This is a genomic window from Kribbella shirazensis, from assembly GCF_011761605.1.
Taxonomy (GTDB): Bacteria; Actinomycetota; Actinomycetes; order Propionibacteriales; family Kribbellaceae; genus Kribbella; species Kribbella shirazensis.
This window is the reverse complement of the sequence record NZ_JAASRO010000001.1, coordinates 2892269-2912821: the sequence shown is the minus strand read 5'-3', so window position 1 is coordinate 2912821 and position 20553 is coordinate 2892269. Positions and strand designations below refer to the sequence as shown.

19 protein-coding genes are annotated in these 20553 nt (G+C 68.0%); 10 read left to right on the top strand and 9 right to left on the bottom strand.

All coding sequences use genetic code 11. From position 1 onward, the window contains the following. Nucleotides 1-148: 148 nt before the first annotated feature. The 6 genes from BJY22_RS14410 to BJY22_RS14385 all read right to left on the bottom strand — a co-directional run bounded on the left by BJY22_RS14410 (nucleotide 149) and on the right by BJY22_RS14385 (nucleotide 6820). Entirely contained in the window at nucleotides 149-1846 is a 1698-nt protein-coding gene (locus BJY22_RS14410; protein ID WP_167207042.1) for an ABC transporter substrate-binding protein, read from the bottom strand. A 186-nt stretch (nucleotides 1847-2032) separates the two neighbouring features. Continuing rightward, complete coding sequence (locus BJY22_RS14405; RefSeq protein WP_167207040.1) at nucleotides 2033-3076, bottom strand: dipeptide ABC transporter ATP-binding protein; 1044 nt, start codon at nucleotides 3074-3076, stop codon at nucleotides 2033-2035. 16 nt (nucleotides 3077-3092) lie between these two features. Then, complete coding sequence (locus tag BJY22_RS14400; protein WP_167207038.1) at nucleotides 3093-4166, bottom strand: ABC transporter ATP-binding protein; 1074 nt, start codon at nucleotides 4164-4166, stop codon at nucleotides 3093-3095. Nucleotides 4167-4180: 14 nt separating this feature from the next. After that, a complete protein-coding gene (locus BJY22_RS14395) occupies nucleotides 4181-5185 on the bottom strand; it encodes an ABC transporter permease subunit (protein ID WP_167207036.1) in 1005 nt (334 codons plus the stop codon). A gap of 2 nt (nucleotides 5186-5187) precedes the next feature. After that, nucleotides 5188-6234, bottom strand: coding sequence for an ABC transporter permease (locus BJY22_RS14390; protein ID WP_167207034.1), 1047 nt, complete (start codon nucleotides 6232-6234; stop codon nucleotides 5188-5190). A 217-nt stretch (nucleotides 6235-6451) separates the two neighbouring features. Continuing rightward, nucleotides 6452-6820, bottom strand: coding sequence for a (deoxy)nucleoside triphosphate pyrophosphohydrolase (locus BJY22_RS14385; protein WP_337758668.1), 369 nt, complete (start codon nucleotides 6818-6820; stop codon nucleotides 6452-6454). A gap of 48 nt (nucleotides 6821-6868) precedes the next feature. Between BJY22_RS14385 and BJY22_RS14380 the strand changes: the two genes are divergently transcribed. The 10 genes from BJY22_RS14380 to BJY22_RS14335 all read left to right on the top strand — a co-directional run bounded on the left by BJY22_RS14380 (nucleotide 6869) and on the right by BJY22_RS14335 (nucleotide 17418). Further along, entirely contained in the window at nucleotides 6869-7495 is a 627-nt protein-coding gene (locus BJY22_RS14380; protein ID WP_167207033.1) for a hypothetical protein, read from the top strand. A gap of 102 nt (nucleotides 7496-7597) precedes the next feature. After that, nucleotides 7598-7915: a hypothetical protein gene (locus BJY22_RS14375; protein WP_167207031.1), complete on the top strand. Its 318-nt coding sequence runs from the start codon at nucleotides 7598-7600 to the stop codon at nucleotides 7913-7915. Nucleotides 7916-7991: 76 nt separating this feature from the next. Then, nucleotides 7992-8792 carry a hypothetical protein gene (locus BJY22_RS14370; protein WP_167207029.1) on the top strand — a complete coding sequence of 267 codons (801 nt, stop codon included), beginning with the start codon at nucleotides 7992-7994 and terminating at the stop codon, nucleotides 8790-8792. A gap of 17 nt (nucleotides 8793-8809) precedes the next feature. Next, entirely contained in the window at nucleotides 8810-10684 is a 1875-nt protein-coding gene (locus BJY22_RS14365) for a fumarate reductase/succinate dehydrogenase flavoprotein subunit (RefSeq protein WP_167207027.1), read from the top strand. Further along, nucleotides 10681-11433 (top strand): succinate dehydrogenase/fumarate reductase iron-sulfur subunit, encoded by a 753-nt coding sequence (locus BJY22_RS14360; protein ID WP_167207025.1) that lies wholly within the window; start codon nucleotides 10681-10683, stop codon nucleotides 11431-11433. The genes BJY22_RS14365 and BJY22_RS14360 overlap by 4 nt, the downstream gene beginning before the upstream one ends. A 193-nt stretch (nucleotides 11434-11626) precedes the next feature. After that, complete coding sequence (locus BJY22_RS14355; protein WP_167207023.1) at nucleotides 11627-13609, top strand: ABC1 kinase family protein; 1983 nt, start codon at nucleotides 11627-11629, stop codon at nucleotides 13607-13609. A gap of 34 nt (nucleotides 13610-13643) precedes the next feature. Beyond that, nucleotides 13644-15053 carry an MFS transporter gene (locus tag BJY22_RS14350; protein WP_167207021.1) on the top strand — a complete coding sequence of 470 codons (1410 nt, stop codon included), beginning with the start codon at nucleotides 13644-13646 and terminating at the stop codon, nucleotides 15051-15053. Nucleotides 15054-15057: 4 nt separating this feature from the next. After that, nucleotides 15058-15345, top strand: a complete 288-nt coding sequence (locus BJY22_RS14345) for a 4a-hydroxytetrahydrobiopterin dehydratase (RefSeq protein ID WP_167207019.1) — start codon at nucleotides 15058-15060, stop codon at nucleotides 15343-15345. Nucleotides 15346-15442: 97 nt separating this feature from the next. Further along, a complete protein-coding gene (locus BJY22_RS14340; RefSeq protein WP_167207017.1) occupies nucleotides 15443-16513 on the top strand; it encodes a sialidase family protein in 1071 nt (356 codons plus the stop codon). A gap of 80 nt (nucleotides 16514-16593) precedes the next feature. Continuing rightward, nucleotides 16594-17418 (top strand): acyltransferase domain-containing protein, encoded by an 825-nt coding sequence (locus BJY22_RS14335; RefSeq protein WP_167207015.1) that lies wholly within the window; start codon nucleotides 16594-16596, stop codon nucleotides 17416-17418. Here the strand turns inward: BJY22_RS14335 and BJY22_RS14330 are convergent. The 3 genes from BJY22_RS14330 to BJY22_RS14320 form a co-directional block, all read right to left on the bottom strand. Further along, nucleotides 17413-18564: a polysaccharide deacetylase family protein gene (locus tag BJY22_RS14330; protein ID WP_167207013.1), complete on the bottom strand. Its 1152-nt coding sequence runs from the start codon at nucleotides 18562-18564 to the stop codon at nucleotides 17413-17415. The genes BJY22_RS14335 and BJY22_RS14330 overlap by 6 nt on opposite strands. Nucleotides 18565-18642: 78 nt before the next feature. Continuing rightward, nucleotides 18643-19272, bottom strand: coding sequence for a VTT domain-containing protein (locus BJY22_RS14325; protein WP_167207011.1), 630 nt, complete (start codon nucleotides 19270-19272; stop codon nucleotides 18643-18645). A gap of 97 nt (nucleotides 19273-19369) precedes the next feature. After that, nucleotides 19370-20551: a cytochrome P450 family protein gene (locus BJY22_RS14320; RefSeq protein ID WP_167207009.1), complete on the bottom strand. Its 1182-nt coding sequence runs from the start codon at nucleotides 20549-20551 to the stop codon at nucleotides 19370-19372. Between the last annotated feature and the right edge of the window lie 2 nt (nucleotides 20552-20553).

Below are 20553 nucleotides of genomic sequence, written 5' to 3'. Positions count from 1 at the left end.
CAGGAAAGGATTCTCGTCCCGGGCCGGAACGCTTGCCAGGTACAACCCGTACAAACGACCCATACAGTTACGGAGAGCACACGGGGGCTGCACAACGCACGGAGGGCGGTGCCGTCCGGCACCGCCCTCCTCGGTTCGTGTGCTGAGATCAGCTCACTTTCTTCACACCGATCTGCGTCAGGTCAGGCAGACCACCGGTGTTCGGGTCGGCCACGACGTTGTCGAGGTTCGAGCCCACGACGTACACGTTGAGGTCCTGGACGGTCGGCACCAGCGGGGCCGTCTTCATGATCTCGCCGTACAGGTCGGACAGACCGGTCTCGATCTTCCCCTTGTCGGTCTCCGCGGACAGCTCCTTCATCTTGTCCCAGCCGGCCTGGCTGCGGCCGTAGTTGTTCTGCGCGGCCTTGTTCGGCGCGGTCGTGTCGGGTCCGAGGACGGACGGCACGATCGTCGTCAGGCTCGCCCAGTCGTAGCACCAGCCGGCGGTGATCAGGTCCGCCGCCGAGGAGTCCTGCTGCTGGGTCGAGTAGTAGTTGTCACCCGGGATCTTCTGGATGTCGACGTTGATCCCGACGGCCTTCCAGGACGCCTGGGCAGCCTCCGCCGCCTTCACGGCCAGACCGGAGTCCGCCGTCGACAGCACGAGCTTCTCGCCCTTGTAGCCGGCCTCGGTCAGCAGCTGCTTGGCCTTCGCCTGGTCGCCTTCCGGCGGAGCCTTGAAGTGCTCCTCCGCCTTGTAGCCCTCCATGTCCTGCGGAATGATCGAGTCGACCACCGCCGCCAGCTGCTCACCACCGCGGCCGTCGCGGTAGCTCGTGCGGTCCAGGCCGTAGTACAGCGCCTCGCGCAGCTTCTGGTTCTTCAGCAACGGCTTCTGCTGGTTGAACGCGATGTAGCGGCGGCAGATGTCGGTGCCCTTGACCACGCGGTCCTTGACACTCGCCTGGTTGGTCTTGGCGATGTTCTCCGGCTGCACACCGGCGAAGCTGAGCGAGCTCTGGTCCGCCGTGCCGTTCGCGATCAGCCGCTGGTCGACCGTCGCCTCGGCGTCACCGAACTTGAAGATGAACTTGTCCGGCAGGGCGTTGCGCAGCGGGTCGGTCTTCTGGTCCCACTGGTCGTTGCGGACCAGGACGAGCGTCTTCTTGCGGGTGTAGGTCTCGATCTTGTACGGACCAGAGGCGACCGGGTGGTTGTCGTACTTCGTCCGGGTGTCCTTCGCCTTCGGTACTGGCGAGAAGACCTTCATGCTGGCGGTGCCGTCGAAGGACGCGACCGCGCGGTTCAGCTTGAAGACGATCGTCTTCTCGTCCGGCACCTCGATCGCGGTGCAGCCCTTGCCGCCGTTGTTGTTCGCGACGTACGGCCCCTTGTACCCCGGGCAGTCGAGGTACTCGTGCGCGTACGGCGCACCCTCGGCCATGTCCGCGGCGAACGACCGCTCGGCGTTGTACTTGATGTCGGCGGCAACGATCGGCGAGCCGTCCTCGTACTTCAGGCCGTCCTTCAGCTTGAAGGTCCAGGTCTTGAAGTCCGGGCTGGACTCGTAGCTCTCGGCGAGGTCCTTCTCCAGGACGATCTTCTTCGCCTTGGCGTCGTACCGGTAGTCCGTCAGCGTCCGGGTGATCAGCTTGCCGATCATCTGCGAGTCGGTGACGAAGTTCCGCGCCGGGTCCAGGTGCTCGACGTCGCTGACGTGGTAGACGGTAACGGTGCCCCCCTTGGCACCGGCCGTGGCCTGCGCGCCCGGCGTCTCGCTGTCTCCCCCGCCGCAGGCAACCGCGGTCAGGCTCAGACCGAACCCAACGGCGATCGCCACACCGGTTCGTTTGAGGTGATCCATGGCCAGTGTTTCCTTCCTTGTGTTGACACTTGTCGCCGGGTCACGGCGGTGTGAAGAAAGTGATCTTCGTCATGTCGCGCACATCAACTCACGTGTTCACAAAGTGCGCAATGCGGTATCGGCCGCTTGACCGGATCGTGATCGCTTCCATGCCGTCGGTTGACCCGGAAGAGCCCTGCGTAATCGTCAGATCACATCCCGTTCCTCCGGAAAGTGACAGGCGGCCTGGTGGCCCGGGGCACCGATCTGCACCAGTGGCGGTTCCTCCACGGCGCAGATCTCCTGTGCTTTCCAGCACCGGGTCCGGAACCGGCAGCCCGACGGCGGGTTCAGCGGACTCGGTACGTCGCCGGTCAGCCGGATCCGCTCCCGCTGCAGCTCGGCGTCCGGATCGGCCTCGGGGACCGCGGACAGCAACGCGTGGGTGTAGGGATGCCGGGCGTGGTTGTAGAGCTCGTCGCGGGTGGCGGTCTCGACCACCTTGCCCAGGTACATCACCGCGACCCGGTCGGAGATGTGCCGGATCACCGACAGGTCGTGGGCGATGAACAGGTAGGCGAGGCCGAACTCTTCCTGCAGGTCCTCGAGCAGGTTGACGATCTGCGCCTGGATCGAGACGTCCAGCGCCGACACCGGCTCGTCGCAGACGATCAGTTTCGGGCGCAGCGCCAGCGCCCGCGCGACCCCGATCCGCTGCCGCTGACCGCCGGAGAACTCGTGCGGGTAGCGGTTGTAGTGCTCGGGATTCAGCCCGACCCGCTCCATCAGCTCCTGGACGGTCTTCTTGGTGCCGGCCTCGCTCTTCACCTTCTGGATGTCGTACGGCGCCGCGATGATCGCGCCGACGGTCTGCCGCGGGTTCAGCGACGAGAACGGGTCCTGGAAGATCATCTGGATCTCGCGCCGGAACGGGCGCATCTTCGCCCGGCTCAGGTGCGTGATGTCCGAGCCCAGGAACGAGATCGACCCCCCGGTCGGCTCGTCCAGCCTGGTCACCAACCGGCCCGTGGTGGTCTTCCCGCAGCCGGACTCGCCGACCACGCCGAGCGTCTCGCCGGCGTGGATGCTGAGATCGACGCCGTCGACCGCCTTCACCGCGCCGGTCTGCTTCTGGAAGATGATCCCGCGCGTGACCGGGAAATAGCGTTGCAGCCCGCGGGTCTCGAGCAGCAGCTCCCCGCGCGCCGGGTTCTTGCCGGTCGTCTGCTCGGCAGATGTCGTAGTACTCACCAGCACTCCTCGGGCATCAGAGGCTCGGCTTGACCTGGTCGGCGAACAGCCGTTGCCGCTGCTCGGGCTCGATGTGGCAGCGCACGTGGTGGCCGTCGTGGCCGATCTGGAGCAGCTCCGGCAGTTCGGCGGAGCACGAGTGGCCCTCGACGTGCTGCTGGTAGTCGCAGCGCGGCTGGAACGGGCAGCCCTTGGGCAGGTTGATCAGCGACGGCGGCGTACCGCGGATCGACTTGAGCCGGCCGTCGCCGCTGCGGTTCACCCGCGGGATCGAGCCGAGCAGCCCCCAGGTGTAGGGCATCTCCGGACGGTAGAAGATGTCCCGGACGCCTCCCTTCTCGACCACCCGGCCGCCGTACATCACGACCACGTTCTCGGTCATCTTGGCGACCACGCCGAGGTCGTGGGTGATCAGGATGATCGCGGAGTTGAACTCCTTCTGCAGGTCCTTCATCAGGTCGAGGATCTGCGCCTGGACAGTGACGTCGAGCGCGGTGGTCGGCTCGTCGGCGATCAGCAGCGCGGGATCGCACATCAGCGCCATCGCGATCATCGCGCGCTGCCGCATGCCGCCGGAGAACTGGTGCGGGTAGTCGTAGAAACGCTTGTCCGGCGAGGGGATGCCGACCCGGTCGAGCAGCTCGATCGCCCGCTTGCGGGCCACCGCCTTCGGGGCGTCGTTGTGCACCTGGTACGCCTCGACGAGCTGGTCGCCCACCCGGTAGAACGGGTGCATCGCCGACAGCGGGTCCTGGAAGATCATCGCGACCTTCCGGCCACGCAGGGTGCGGATCTCGGGCACCGACATCGACACCAGCTCCGCGCCGTCCAGCCAGATCTCCCCGGTCACCTGCGCCCGGCTGCCCTTGTGCAGACCCATGATCGCCAGGCTGGACACGCTTTTGCCGGAGCCGGACTCGCCGACGATGCCGAGCGTCTTGCCGCGCTCCAGCGTGAAGCTCAGCCCGTTGACCGCCTTCACGAGACCGTCGTCGGTCGGGAAGTGCACCTGCAGGTCCTTGACCTCCAGGAACGGCCGATCGGCTCGGCTGCCGGCCGGCGCCGTACTGGTCACGGATTCGGTCACCATGTCACCTCACCTGATCAGGACAGCCGCACGCGCGGGTCGATGACGGCGTACAGGATGTCGACGACGATGTTCGCGAGCACCACGAAGATCGCCGCGAACAGCACGACGCCCATGATCGCGGGCAGGTCGTTGCTGAGCACCGAGTCGATCGCGAACTTGCCCAGCCCGGTGATACTGAAGATCTGCTCGGTGATGACCGCGCCGCCCAGCAGACCGCCGACGTCCAGTCCGAAGATCGTCACGATCGGCGTCAGCGCGGACCGCAGCCCGTGCTTGAACACCACGGTCCGCTCGCCCAGCCCCTTGGCCCGGGCCGTGCGGATGTAGTCCTCGTTCATCGTGTCGATCATGTTGGCCCGCGTGAGGCGGGTGTAGAGCGCCGCGAACACCAGCGCGAGCGTCATCCACGGCAGGATGTAGAACTGCAGCCACTTCACCGGACCGACGGTGAACAACGCGGAGTTCGCGGTGTCCGGGAACGGGAGCCAGTTCAGTTTCACGATGAACAGGTACAGCAGTAGGTAGCCGAACACGATCGTCGGGAAGGACACGCCGAACAAGGCCAGCCCGACGCTCAGCTTGTCGATGAACTTGCCCTTGCGCAGCGCCGCGATCAGTCCGAGCAGTACGCCGGCGAACAGCCACAGGATCGCCGCTCCGGTGGCCAGCCAGAGTGTCGCCGGGAAGGCGTCCCGGATCGAGTTCCAGACCGGGATGCCGTTCTGGTACGACTCGCCGAAGCACGGCCACGCGCACTCACGCTCGTTGCCCTCGGAACCGATCGTCCGGCCGGACGGGCTCACCAGGCCCTGCATGTAGTTCCCGTACTGGACGATCAGCGGATCGTCGAAGCCGTACGTCGCGTTGACCTGGGCGACCGTTTCGGTGTTGCAGTTCTTGCCGCAGATCAGCAACGCGGGATTGGCCGGCGTCGCCCAGAACAGGAAGAACGTGATCGCGCTGATCACGAACAGCACGAGAACCGCCTGCAGCAGGCGGCGGATCAGGTAACGGCCCACGGTCAGCCCCTTCCGGCACGCGGGTCGAGGGCGTCGCGGACCGAGTCACCGAGCAGGTTGAACGCCAGCACGGTGATGAACAGCGCCAAGCCCGGGAAGAACAGGTACAGCGGGTTGCTCTCGATCCAGTCCGACGCGTCGGCGATCATCCGGCCCCACGACGAGGTCGGCTCCTTGATCCCGACCCCGAGGAAGGACAGCGCCGCCTCAGCGGTGATGTAGCTGGGGATCAGCAGCGTCGTGTACACCAGCAGCGTCGGCAGCAGGTTCGGCAGGACCTGCCGGAAGATCACGTAGTACGGGCCGGCGCCGAGCGACCTGGCCGCCTCGACGAACTCGCGCTCCCGCAGCGAGAGCACCTGGCCGCGGACGATCCGGGCCAGATAGGCCCAGCCGAAGAACCCGAGCACGAACATCAGCACGCCCATCCGCAGCGTGTTGTTGTCCGGTATGCCGAACAGGTCCTGGCCGCGCGAGGCGATCACCGGGGTCAGTGCCATCACGAACAGCAGCGACGGGAAGCTCAGCATGATGTCCATCAGCCGGCTGAGCACCGTGTCGACCCAGCCGCCGAAGTACCCCGACACCATGCCGATGACCGTGCCCAGGATGACGGCGATGATCGTGCCGCCGAGCGCCACCAGCAGCGAGACGCGGGTGCCGTAGACCAGGCGCGAGAACACGTCCCGGCCGTTCTGCGGCTCGACGCCGAGCCAGTGCTCCGAACTGGTGCCGCTCCCCCACAGACCGCCGATCGGGATACCGCCGTCGCGCGTGTTCAGCAGCGGGTTGCCGTCCGCGTCCAGCTTGTTGAACTGGTCGGGCGGGAATCCGTTCAGCTTCACGATCAACGGCGCGAAGATCGCCACCGCGATAATCAGCAGGATCACGATCGCGCTGATGACCGCGATCTTGTCCCGCTTCAACCGGGTCCAGGCGATCCGGCCGAGTGACCGGCCCTCGATCTCCCTCGCCTCGGAAGTTTCGGCAAGCGCGTCTGCCGGCAGTCCCTCGTCGGGGGGCTGCGTCTCCGATACCCCCAGCGTCATCGCCCGTTCACCCGTCCTTCGTGGTGAGTGCTCCCCGGCCATCCACCCGGCTCACCCGGGTTGCCGGGAACCCTATGTATCTCGCAGTGTGGACGCCATGGGAATCGAGCGCTAGTCACCGAATCGTGACGGTTCAGGTATCAGGCGACGCCTTGCGCTCGTGATCGCTCCAGGTCCAAACCCGTTGACGGCCTGCGACCGGTGTGACGTGCGCCACTTACAATCGGGCCGGCAACTCCCGGACGAACGGTCGATCGGGCACCAGCCAGTCCGCCTCGTCGAGCTCCGCGGCGGCAAACCACCTCAGCTCCGAGTGCTCCCGCAGTACCGGATCGCCCGCGAGCGCCGTCGCCAGGTAGACGTGCAGGCGGTACTGCGGGGAGATGTCCACACCCGGCCCGAGCGACGCGCCGACCTTGATCTCCAGGTCCAGCTCCTCACGGATCTCCCGGACCGCGGCCTGCTCGTCGGTCTCCCCCGGCTCGACCTTCCCGCCCGGGAACTCCCACCCGCCGTCCGGCCCCGGCCGGTACGCCGCCAGCACCCGGCCGTCCCGTACGACTGCGACACCCACCACGATCTGCACGTCGCGACTCTGCCAGAAACTGTCCGCCGCGTCCGCGATGATGCGGGTATGCCGTTGCAGAACAGGGTTCTGCCCACACAGGATATCGTCGCCGACCCCGGCCGCGGTCTGCTGATGGGCAACCGCGGCAGCCTGCACGGCCCCGACCGCCGCCTCGGCACCACCCGCTGGCGGTCGAAGGCGTGGATCTGCTGCGTCCTCGACTGGAAAGGCGTCCACCGCGACCCGATGCCGCCCGGCCGCTGGACCGCCCTGTTCTTCTTCGACGAAGCGGTCGCCCTCGCGGCCGGACACCGCCCCTGTCATTACTGCCGGCGCAGGGACTTCCTGCTGTACGCCGGAGCGTGGGCGCAAGGTCACGCCCAACGCCCGAGGGCTGCCGAGATGGACGCGGTACTGCACAGCCAGCGGGTCGAATCGCGCACTCGACGGCAGCGAACGACCACCCAGTACCTCTCCGAACTACCGGACGGGGCGATGGTGCGCTTCGACGGTTCCCCCGCACTGGTGCTCGGTCAGCGGGTGCTGCCGTGGTCCTGGGAGGGGTACGGCGAACCGGTCAGCCCGCGTGGTCTGCTCGAGATCGAGACCCTCACTCCACCGGCGAATCTCGTTGTACTACGGGGCGGATTCACCCCATTACTCCACACGTCGGCGTACTCGCAACTGAGGTAAGCCTTACTGGAAACACGCCGTGCCGAGGGGTCTTCCGTTGCGCGCCCGGCAGGGGCAAAGTGTGCCCATACTGACAGCTACATAACCATCACTGGAGTCGGCATGGGTGCTGAATTCAACGCTCAGGCAAACAGCGGCCCTGCAGCCACCGCCGCAGTCGTCCGCGCGCTCGAAGCCCTGCATGCGGCCGTCGGCAGACTCAGCCAGGAGTACGGTGACACCCTCGGCATCCGCCGCCTGGTGTCCGACGTGGCCCGACTGAGCGACGATCTCGCAGAGCTCGGCCCGCCCGACCCCAGGCACAGGCCCGGACCAGTTCCGGAGGAACTCGAGGAGATTCCCGACGTGGAATATGACGCGTCCATGTGGACCGACGCGGAACACGAAGGCTTCGGCGCGCCCGACAGGCACGCCCCATGATCGAGCGCAGCGAGATAAATAAGCAGAGCGGCGTCCTGCCAGCAGAACCGCCCGCAGCGAAGCGAGGACGGTTCTGATGGCTACCGGAGTCAGCGCGCCAGGTCGCGCGCAAGTTGGACTGAAGACCGCGAGATCCGATCGTTGGTGGCTCGCGCCGTTGCGCATCGGCGTGATCCTGCTGTTCTTCATCGCCTACGCGACGGTCCGGATCTTCATGAACAAGTGGTACTGGGTCGACGACTACCACTACCTCACGCCGCTGTACTCGCCCTGCGTCACGAGTAGTTGTGTCGAGGGATCGAGTCACCTGGGAACGTGGTTCGGCGACTTCCCGCGGTTCCTGCCGTTCAGCCTGATCACGTTCGCGGTCCTGGCCGGCTTCCGCGGCACCTGCTACTACTACCGCAAGGCGGGCTACCGGTCGCTGTTCTTCGCGCCGGCCGCGTGCGCGGTGCCCGAGCCGCACAAGAACTACACCGGTGAGCGCAAGTTCCCGCTGGTCGCGCTGAACCTGCACCGCTACTTCTTCTACGGTGCGCTCGTCTTCGGTGTGCTGAACATCTACGACGGCATCCTGGCCTTCCACGGCGACGGCGGCGGGTTCGGGATCGGCCTCGGCACCGTGATCATCTGGGTCAACCTGGTGTTCCTGTGGCTGTACACGCTGTCCTGCCACGCCTGCCGGCACATCGTCGGCGGCCGGCTGAAGAACTTCTCCAAGCACCCCCTGCGCTACCGGTACTGGACCTTCGTGTCCAAGCTGAACCCGAAGCACGGCACCTTCGCGATGACGTCGCTGTTCACCGTGATCCTGACCGACTTCTACATCATGGCGGTCTCCGCCGGGTGGTTCTCCGACCTGCGCATCATCAACTGAGGATCTGAAGACTTTCCATGACTGAGCTGGAACGACACTCCTACGACGTCGTCGTGATCGGGGCCGGCGGCGCCGGCCTGCGCGCGGCGATCGAGGCCCGCGAGCAGGGCAAGCGCACCGCCATCATCTGCAAGTCGCTGTTCGGCAAGGCGCACACGGTGATGGCCGAGGGCGGTTGCGCGGCCGCGATGGGCAACGCGAACTCCAACGACAACTGGCAGGTCCACTTCCGCGACACGATGCGCGGCGGCAAGTTCCTGAACAACTGGCGGATGGCCGAACTGCACGCGCAGGAGGCCCCGGACCGGGTGTGGGAGCTGGAGACGTACGGCGCCCTGTTCGACCGCACCCCCGACGGCCGGATCAGCCAGCGCAACTTCGGCGGCCACACCTACCCGCGGCTCGCGCACGTCGGCGACCGCACCGGCCTGGAGCTGATCCGCACGCTGCAGCAGAAGATCGTCTCGCTGCAGCAGGAGGACTTCGAGGCCACCGGCGACTACGAGGCCAACCTCAAGGTGTACGCCGAGTGCACTGTCACCGAGTTGCTGAAGGACGGAGACGCGATCTCCGGCGCCTTCGGGTACTGGCGGGAGTCCGGCCGGTTCGTGCTCTTCGAGGCGCCGGCCGTCGTACTCGCGACCGGCGGCGTCGGCAAGTCCTTCAAGGTCACCTCGAACTCCTGGGAGTACACCGGTGACGGGCACGCGCTGGCGATGCGGGCCGGCGCGACGCTGATCAACATGGAGTTCATCCAGTTCCACCCGACCGGCATGGTCTGGCCGCCGTCGGTGAAGGGCATCCTGGTCACCGAGTCGGTCCGCGGTGACGGTGGCGTGCTGAAGAACTCCGAGGGCAAGCGGTTCATGTTCGAGTACGTGCCGGACGTGTTCCGGGCGCAGTACGCCGAGACCGAGGACGAGGCGGACCGCTGGTACAAGGACCCGGACAACAACCGGCGCCCACCGGAGCTGCTGCCGCGCGACGAGGTCGCCCGGGCGATCAACTCCGAGGTGAAGGCCGGTCGCGGTACGCCGCACGGCGGCGTGTTCCTGGACGTGTCGTCGCGGCTCCCGGCCGAGGAGATCACCCGGCGGCTGCCGTCGATGCACCACCAGTTCAAGGAGCTGGCGGACGTCGACATCACCGCGGAGCCGATGGAGGTCGGTCCGACCTGCCACTACGTGATGGGCGGCGTCGAGGTCGACCCGGACACCGCGCAGTCGCGAGTGCCCGGTCTGTTCGCGGCTGGTGAGGTCGCCGGCGGCATGCACGGCTCGAACCGGCTCGGCGGCAACTCGCTGTCCGACCTGCTGGTCTTCGGGCGGCGCGCCGGCATGGGCGCGGCGACGTACGTCGACTCCCTGAAGGACCGGCCGAAGATCGACGAGGCCGACGTCGACGCGGCCGCGACGGACGCGCTGGCGCCGTTCGAGCTCGAGGGTGGTGAGAACCCGTACACCATCCACCAGGAGCTGCAGCAGGCGATGAACGACCTGGTCGGCATCATCCGCAAGGAAGAGGAGATGGAGCAGGCGCTCGGGCGGTTGTCCGAGTTCCGCAGCCGGATCGCGAAGATGACGGTGGAGGGTCACCGGCAGTTCAACCCCGGCTGGCACCTGGCGCTCGACCTGCGCAACATGCTGACCGTGTCCGAGTGCGTGGCGAAGGCCGCGCTGCAGCGGCAGGAGTCGCGCGGCGGTCACACCCGCGACGACTACCCGGCGATGTCGGCCGACTGGCGCAAGAAGCTCCTGGTCTGCGCCCTGGACGCCGACGGTTCGGTGAACGTCACCGAGGATGAGCAGATCCCGATGCGCGAGGACCTGCTGGAGCTGTTCGAGGTCGACGAGCTGAAGAAGTACCTGACGGAAGAGGAGCTGCCCGCGTGAGCTACACAGGCAAATTCCGCGTCTGGCGGGGCGACGCCGAGGGCGGGGAGCTGAAGGACTACGAGGTCGAGGTGAACGAGGGCGAGGTCGTCCTCGACGTCATCCACCGGCTGCAGGCCACCCAGACGCCGGACATGGCCGTGCGGTGGAACTGCAAGGCCGGCAAGTGCGGCTCCTGCAGCGCCGAGATCAACGGTATGCCGAAGCTGATGTGCATGTGCCGGATGAACACGTTCGCCGAGGACGAGGTCGTCACGGTCACGCCGATGCGCACCTTCCCGGTGATCCGCGACCTGGTCACGGACGTGTCGTACAACTACCAGAAGGCGCGCGAGGTGCCCGCCTTCAAGCCGCCGGCGGACCTCAAGCCGGGTGAGTACCGGATGCAGCAGATCGATGTCGAGCGGTCGCAGGAGTTCCGCAAGTGCATCGAGTGCTTCCTGTGCCAGGACACCTGCCATGTGATCCGTGACCACGAGGAGAACAAGGAGGCGTTCTCCGGTCCGCGGTTCCTGATGCGGGTCGCCGAGCTCGACATGCATCCGCTCGACGCCGCCGACCGGCAGCACGAGGCGCAGGACCAGCACGGTCTGGGGTTCTGCAACATCACCAAGTGCTGCACCGAGGTGTGCCCCGAGCACATCAAGATCACCGACAACGCGCTGATCCCGATGAAGGAACGCGTCGTCGACCGCAAGTACGACCCGCTGGTTTGGCTCGGCAACAAGATCCGCCGCCGCCCGGCCTGACCACCATCTCCCCGGCAGCCCCCGAATTTGCCTGGCTGACCAGCGAAATCGTGGGTTCTGCACCCGTACTCAGGGTGCAGAACCCCCAACTTGGTGGGCCGGCCAGGCAAAGCGGCGGCGCCGGGCGGTTTGGGGGGTGGGTCACTCGCGTGGGTGAGTTGGCCGGGGGGCGCCGGCGCCTAGGGTTCCGGGTATGGACGTCGTTGTGCTCGGGCTGGTGAACCTGGCCGTCTTCATGGTGATCTTCGTGCCGACCTCGCAGCGGCTGCTCGGGGTGCGGTTCGGGCTCGGCCGGCTCGCGGCCGGGGCGCTGTTCACGCTCTGGGTGTCCGGCCCGCTGGCGAGCGCGATGATCGGTCCGCCGCCGTGGACCGGGTCGCGGGGCGCCGCGATCGCGTACATGGTGCTGATCGCGCTCTGCTCGATGCTGGCCGGGCTGGTGTTCCTGGTGCTGTCCGAGGCCCTGGTCCCGACCGGATCGTTGCCGCGGGCCCGCGATCTGCGCCGCGACCTGAGCGGCCGGATCGCCCGCACCCGCCGGTACCTGCAGATCCTCCGGATCGCGATCAAGCACGGTCTCGGCCCGTACCTGCGCGGCCGTCGCCGCCCCGGCCGGGAGAACGCCGCCGGCCAGGCCGAGCTCGCCCGCTCGCTGCGGCTCGCGCTCGACGAGGCCGGCGTCACGTTCGTCAAACTCGGCCAGGTGCTGTCCACCCGCAGCGACGTCATCCCGGCCTCGGTCGCCACCGAGCTCAGCCGCCTCCAGGACCAGGTCTCCCCCGCCCCGTGGCCGCAGATCGAGCAGGTGCTCACCAAGGAGCTCGGCGCCCCGCCGCACCAGGTGTACGCCGCCTTCGACACCGAGCCGCTCGCCGCCGCCTCCGTCGCGCAGGTCTACACCGCCCGGCTGGCGGAGCCGGACGGGATCGACGTGGTGGTGAAGGTGCAGCGGCCCGGGATCGCCACCGTCGTCGACCGCGACCTCGACATCGTTCGCCGTCTCGCGCGGCTGCTCGACCGCAACACCGACTGGGGCCGCGCGATGGGAGTCCGCGCGCTCGCCGACGGTTTCGCCGACGCGATGCGCGAGGAACTCGACTTCACCGTCGAGGCCGGCAACATGACCACCGTCGCCGCCGGCCAGTCCGTTGCCACCAGCAATGACCTCGTCGTACCGCGGTTGTACCCGGAGCGCTCCACCCGCCGGGTCCTGACCATGCAGCGCCTGGACGGGATCGGCCTCGGCAACGCCCCGCAGGCGATCGCCGACCGCGGCCTCGACCCGGTCCGCCTCGGCCGGGCGCTGTTCGACTGCCTGCTCGGCCAGGTGACGATCGACGGTGTGTTCCACGCCGATCCGCATCCCGGCAACTTCCTGCTGCTCACCGACGGCCGGATCGGCATGCTCGACCTCGGCTCGGTCGGCCGCCTCGATCCGGCCACCCGCGAGGCCCTGCAACGGTTCCTGCTCGCCATCGACCACGGCGACCCGGTGGCCGCGACCGACGCGTTGCTCGAGATCGTCCAGCGCCCGGACGTGATCGACGAACGCGCGCTGGAGCGGGCCGTCGGCCAGTTCATGACCAAGCACCTCTCGGCCGGCGTCGCGCTCGGTCCCGCGATGTTCAACGACCTCTTCCAGATCATCACCTCGCACCAACTCGGCGTACCGCCGGAGGTCGCCGCCGTGTTCCGCGCGCTGGCCACGATCGAGGGGACCATCTCGCGGATCTCGCCCGGGTTCGATCTGGTGGCCGCGTCACGGCAGTTCGCCGGCGCACACGTCACCGACCGCCTCGCGCCCGACGCGCTCCGCCGTACGGCGACCGAGGAACTCGCGACGCTGCTGCCGATGCTGCGCCGGCTGCCGCGCCGGATCGACCGGATCGCTGCCGCTGCCGAGAGCGGGCGGCTCGGGGTGAATGTCCGCCTGCTGGCCGACGAACGCGACCGGCGGCACTTCACCGGGCTGCTGCACCAGGCTCTGCTGGCGGTCCTCGGCGCGACCGCGGGCATCATGGCGGTCCTGCTGCTCGGTACGCCGGGAGGCCCGGAGGTCACGGAGTCGATGACGCTGTTCCAGCTGTTCGGCTACAACCTGCTGGTGATCTGCGCGGTCCTCGTGCTCCGCGTCCTGGTCCTGATCTTCCGGCTCCCCGGCAGTCGCGCGTCTTGACTTCAACCTCACTTCAACTTCGACGATAGCGGGCATGACGTCGACGGCCGAGGCCCGCCCCAGGCTCTTCACCGGACAGCACCTGCCACTCGTGCTCGGGGTGATCGGCCTGGTCACGCTCGGCGCGTTCGAGAACCGGGCGGTCGGTACGGCCCTGCCGACCATGGTGCGCGAGTTCGACGCGCTCGGCAGCTTCGGCCTCGCGAACGCGGCCCCGAACGCGAGCTACCTGATCTCGCTCGCGATCGCCGGCCTCTGGTCCGACCGCCGCGGCCCGATCCCGACGCTGCGGGCCGGTGCGATCTCGTTCGTCGTCGCGCAGTTGCTGATCGGTACGGCGGCCGCGATGCCGATGGTGATCGCGGGACGACTGCTCAGCGGGCTGGCCGAAGGTCTGCTCGACGTCTCGCTGATGGTGCTCGTGGCGCGCGCGCTGCCCGCCGTACTGCGGCCGCGGATGTTCTCGTTGTTCGCGGCGATGTGGATCCTGCCGTCGGTGCTCGGTCCGGTGCTGACCGGCGTGGTGACCGAACAGTTCGGGTGGCGCTGGGTCTTCCTCGGCGCGATCGCGCTGCTCGTGCCGAGTTGGCTGCTGCTCCGCCCGGCGATGCACCAGTCGGCCGATGTCCCCGCGCCGGAACGCACCGCCGAGGACACGGCCGAACTCGAGGCCTGGCGAGCCGCCCTTCCCTGGGCCCTCGCCGCATCGGTGGCGTTGTTCTCGATGACCGTGGCCGGTGATCACCTCGAGGCGCATCCGTTCCTCGGCGGTACGACGGTTCTCGTCGCACTCGTGGTGCTCGGACGGGCCGCTGTCCGCGTGATGCCCGCGGGCACGTTCACCGCACGGCGCGGGTTCCCCGCCGTGGTCGCCGTCCGCGGGCTCGGCGGTGCCGCGTTCACCGGAGTCGGTGCCTACCTGCCGTTGCTGTTGACGTTGAAGCACGACTTCAGCCCGTCGCGGGCCGGCGTGACGCTGTCGATCACCGGTGTGTGCTGGGCGTTAGGGTCCTGGCTGCAGGGCCGCGAGCACAGGTTCGAGCGGGTCGCCGTACTGCGGACCGGACTGGCCTTCATGACCCTCGGTCTGCTCGTGACGTCGCTGCTCGCGTGGACCGACGTGACGACCTGGATCGGCTTGATCGGCTGGGGTTTCGCGGGCATCGGGATGGGACTGAGCTCGTCCAGCCTGTCGGTGCTGACCCTCGACCTGTCCGATCAGAACAACGCCGGGCGCAACAGCAGCGCCGGCCAGATGGTCGCCACGATGAGCATCGCGACCGCACTCGCCGTCAGCGGCACACTCCTCGCGTTCAACGCCGACGCCCCGCACCCGTGGGTCTTCGGCACGATCATCACCGCCGGCGCCGCCGTCGCCCTGCTCGGCTTCCTCGGCGCCGGACGTGTACGTCGACCGGATCGCGGCGCCGTGGGTCTAGAGTGAGGGCATGGCTGACCTCCTGACCGACGACCAGATCGACGCCGCACTGCGCGACCACCTCCCGGAGTGGAAGGTCGTGGACAACGCGCTGGTCCGCAGCGTCAAGAGGGACACGTTCCTGGACGGCATCCGGCTCGTCGCCACCGTCGCGCAACTGGCCGAGTCGATGAACCACCACCCGGACATCGACATCCGGTACACCACGATCACCTTCCGGGTCAGCAGCCACGACGCGGGCGGGATCACCGACGACGACCTCGTGCTGGCCCGGCACATCGACACCGCGGCAGGCTAGGACCCGGCCGGCCTCGGCTGGCCTGTTTCCGTCATGGCGTTTGTCGGCCACGGCGAACGCTGGCCGTGCGTGGCGGGAATCCCTTACTTCTAAGGGCATGACCTCACGCCGCTTCGCCGTCGCGACCGCGACTGCCGCCCTCCTCGCGCTGTTCCCGATCTCCGCGAACGCCGCCACCCCTGAGCCGTCGTGGAACCGGCCGCACTGCGGCAAGGTGTACGGCGACGGGTCCGTGACGTTCACGGTGACCGACGGCGAGGTCCTCGCCCCGACGACGGGCAAGCTGCTGCCGATCACCTACGCGAAGGTCGCCGCGCTCGAGGAACCGAACACGCTGATCAGCATCGGCAAACAGGCGATCCAGCGTTCGAGCGACGCGGGTTGCAGCTGGCAACTGCTCGGCAAGGTGCCGGACGATCTGAGCACGTACGACGTACAGCCCGGTCCGGGCGACTCGGCGTACATCTACAGCGTCAACGACCAGCCGATCCATCGCGTGCACGGTTCGCAGGTCACCACGGTGCTCGGGCCGGTCGCGTGGGGCGGGCTCGCCGCGCTGGACGCACGGGCCGGACGGCTGCGTGCGGTGGCCGGTGACGGGCAGTTGTGGGACTCCACGGACGACGGCGTGACCTGGCAGCGGGTCGGCGTACCGGCAGCTCCTGAGCTGTTCCTGTACGACGCGGTGGTGGATCCGCGGAACCCGGACCACATCGTCATCGGTGTGATGTCGGACGGGGTCTACGTCACGTACGACGGCGGCCGGAGCTGGATGCACTCGCAGCCGGTCGAACGGGTGAACGCGTTCAGCCTGACGATCTCACCGGCCGACCCGTCGAAGGTGTGGATGGAGGGCTACGACCGGGACCGGTCGACGCGCTTCATCTGGGAGTCCACCGACGGCGGGCGGAAGTTCCGCGAGGTGCTGGACCAGTCGCGCGCCGACCTGATCAACGGCAACCAGATGTGGGCTTCCCCCACAGACCCGGACCTCCTCTACTTCAGCTACGGCACGTCGTTCGCGAACTTCGGCGCCGACCTCTACCGCTTCGTCCCCTCCACCGGCGCCCTCACCAAAACTCACAACGCCAACGACGGCATCCCGTCCCTGGCGTTCAATCCGGCGGACTCCCGGATCCTGTACCTCGGCCTCGCCGAAGAACGCTAGCTTTCCGGAGCATTTTCGCCGCCAGGCGCAACATTCTTTCCGGAGAACCGGCCCCACGGAGCATCGGTTACGGTTGGCGGGTGACGAGTGCGGAGGAGTATCGGCTGCTGGGGTTCGCGGAGGTCGATCGGGAGGCGGCTGAGGCGTTCGAGGCGGATCAGGCCGTGGTGAAGGATCTTGCGGACCAGATCCGGGGCGCGATCGGGAAGCTCGGGAGTGAGCCGGAGTTCCGGATGCCGGAGGATCCGCGGAACTCGGTGCAGGCGTTCCTCGACACCGTCCCGGACATCCGCCGGTACCACGCGGAGCGCGGGATCCCGGACGACATCAGCTGGGCGACGCTCGCCGACCTCGGGCAGCAGATCAAGGTGAACCGGCGTACCCACGGCGACTACGGCCTGGAGACGCACTGGTGGATGACGATCCACTGGACCGGCCAGATCTACGCCCTCGGCCGCCTGCAGTACCTGCTGCACCAGGTCCCGGCGGACAAGCCGGTGCCCGGGACCGAGCCCGGTGAGTGGATCATCGGCGTGCACATCCCGGAGATCGGCCCGCTGACGCCGGAGGCGGTCGACGACAGCCTGCAGCAGGCGCGCGAGTTCTTCCCGCGGTACTTCCCGGAGTACCCCGTGAAGACCGCGAACCTGTGGTCCTGGCTGATCGACCCGTACCTGCTGGACAACCTCCCGCAGGACTCGAACATGGTGAAGTTCGGCCGCCGCTTCACGCCGTACGGCACCGCGAACGACAGCCAGGACAGCGCGATCTTCTTCACGTTCCGCACACACGGCACCGACCACCTCGACGAGCTCCCACAGGACACCCGCCTGCAGCGGCTCGTGGTCAGCCGGATCAAGAACGGCGGCACCTGGCAGAGCGCGTACGGCTACCTACGCCTATGACGGCTGGCGAGGGACGCGAGGTACGCCGTACTTCGCCAGCCAGCTCGCCAGCTCCATGTTGGACACGCACCGTACGTCGGGCTGCTTGCACGTCTCTGTGACGAACGCCGTCAGCGCATCGGAGTACACGCTGTTGTTCCACCGGTTGAAGTGGTTGCCGAGGAACAACGGCGCGTTGCCGCTCGCCCGCGACTGCGCCAGCGCCTGCCGGTACGTCGCGAGGACCTGAGCCTTCAGCGCGGGCGCTTGGGCGATCGGCACCTTCCGGGCCTGCGTCTGCGCGAACCAGAGGTTGTAGTCCATCGTCAGCGTCTTCTTGCCGGTGCCGGCCAGCGTCACGGACTGGAGCGGGAAGTTCCACAGCCCGTTCGCCTTCTTCGGCCAGGCGATGTAGCCGGGCGCGGAGGCGTCGTACAGCATCCCGCGCTGCGCCATCGCGAGCCGGTACGCGGGGCGGTTGCCTTCGAGACACGGCGTCCGCATGCCCTTCACCGTCGACGGGTCGAACGGCGGCTCGACCGTCTTGCCCGCGGCCAGTGACGGCCCGGTCCGCACCATCCGGTCGAACGCAGCCAGTTCCGCCGTCCACTGGGCGGTCGTCCAGCGGCCGACGCCCTTCTTGCCGCAGAAGTGCCCGTTCGCGTGCGTGCCGATCTCGTGGCCTTCGGCGATCGCGTCCCGCAGTACCGTCGACCGGCCGAGGATGCTCGCGGCGTCACCCCAGCCGATGTCGGAGGCGCCGGGCTTCTTGTACGGCGGTTTGTAGTCGGTCCGGCGGTCGCCCGGATACAGGTACGGGCCCGAGAGGAAGAATGTCATCCGCGCGTTGACCTGCCGGGCGATGGTGCGCCAGCGGGCCCACAGCGCGAGATCGCCGGCCCCGTCGAACGAGACGACGACGAACAGCGGCGGTTTGCCGCTGGGCAGCCGGCCCGGGAAGGACCGCAGTACCGGAGCCGCCGCGGGAAGCTTTCCCGGCGGTGCAGGTTTGGTGGCCGTGCCAGGACTCGGCTTGAGCTTGGGGACGGTGGGGGAAGCGCTGGGTTCGGCGGGGCTCGGAGCGCCCTCCAGCGGTACGTCGGCACAGCCGACGACCACTGCCGCGATCACCAGTGCGGCACCCGCGAGGTTCACCCCAGCCCTCACCACGGCACTACTGACGCACGCCGGCCTACGGAAGTTGACCCGGGACACGCACTTTCGCGGAAACCGGTGCGGGGATCGTTAAGCGCCTGTGACCTTCACCGCGCGCCGCTTGGCGGCGATCCGGCGGGACGTCTCGAGCACGAGACCGATCAGCGCGGCCAGGCTCAGGCTGAACGCGAGGCCCTTCAACTGGTCGTGCGCGAACGCGTCACCGCCGATGTACCCGAGCAGCGCGACGTACGTGTAGGCGACCGTCACCCCGGCGAACGTGAACACCAGGAACTTCTTGAACGAGTACCGCGTGGCGCCGGCCGTCAGCGTCGCGACCATCCGCGCGCCGGGGATGTAGCGGACCGTCATCAGGATCAGCCCGCCGCGGGTGTGCAATGCGGCCGAGACCTTCTCGTAGAGCCGCTGGCGGCGCTCCTGGCGCTTCAGCCAGCGATGCAGCGCCGGGCCGGAGCCGCGGCCCATGAAATAGCAGACGGTCTCGCCGATCACCGAGCCGGCCATCGCGACCGCGATGACGAGCAGCAGGTTCTGATGGCCGGCGGCCGCGGCCATGCCGGCGGTGATCACCATGCCCTCGCTGGGCACGACCGGGAAGACCGCGTCGATCGCGGCGACGGCGAACAGAATGAGCAGCAGCCAGTGCGAGGCCATCGCGATGCCGAGCAGGTGCCGCGCGGCCTCCATCAACTCTGTCACCCCGAAAGCATGCCATTACCGGTCAAGACCTCTGCAATCCCACCGCTGTCATTCAGGCCTGGTTCACCCGATGTTCAGGCATTGCGACTGGCTGCGGTCAGAGCAGAACAGGGAGTTCGCGGATCGCGTTCATCAGCAGGCTCGGGTGCCGCGGCGGATCCTGCTCGGGTACGGCGAGCCGCAACCGCGGGAACCGCTCGAACAGCATCCCCAGCGCGATCCGGCCCTCCAGCCGCGCGAGCGGTGCGCCGAGGCAGTGGTGGATGCCGTGACCGAACGCGAGGTGCCCGCTGTCCGCACGGGTGATGTCGAGCTCGTCCGCGCGCTCGACCTTCCGTACGTCGCGGTTCGCCGGAAGAAGTGCGAACACGATCACCTCACCGGCCTCGATCCGGCGGCCGGCGATGTCGATCGGCGCACGGGCGACGTACGGGATCGCGGCCTGCAGCGGACCGTCGTACCGGAGGAGCTCCTCGACGGCGGCCGGGAGCCGCTCCGGCTCGGACTTCAGCAGCTCGAGCTGGTCGGGATGCCGAAGCAGAGCGTGTACTCCGTTGGTGATCAGGCTGACTGTCGTCTCGTGGCCGGCCGCGAGCAGCAGGAACACCATCGAGGTCAGCTCGTCCTCGCTCAACCGGTCGCCGCCGTCGCGCACCGCGATCAGGCCGGACAGCAGGTCGCCGGTGGGCGCCTGCTGTTTCTGCAGGATCAGCTCGTGGACGAAGGCGAGCATCGACGTGGTCGCCTCGATGTACTCCTCCGGCGTGTGCACGGCGGCGTTCACGAACACCGACGACCAGCGGCGGAAGTCGTCCCGCCGGACCGCTGGGATGCCGATCAGCTCGCAGATCACGGTGATCGGCAGCGGGTAGCTGTAGGCGTTCACGAGGTCGACCGGTCCGTCCGCGGCGGTCATCTCGTCGAGCAGCCCGGCCGCGATCTCGCGGATCCGCGGTTCGAGCGCCTCGATCCGGCGCCGGGTGAAGGCGGCGGTGACGAGTTTGCGCAGCCGCGTGTGGTCCGGCGGGTTGGCGCTCAGCATGTGCTGCTCGGTGCGCGCGATCAGGTCGTCCATGACCGAGTCGCGGTGCGGGCCGTCCATCGGCGAGCGCACCACATCGGGATGGGCGAGCAGCTCGCGCGTCTCGGCGTACCCGGTGACGAGCTGGACGGGCACACCGGTGAACAGCATCAGGCGCTGCACAGGTCCCGTGGCCGCGAGGTCCTCGAAGCCCCAGTGCCGGGCGATTCCACTGGTCTCCGTGAAGGGCTGCCGCATGC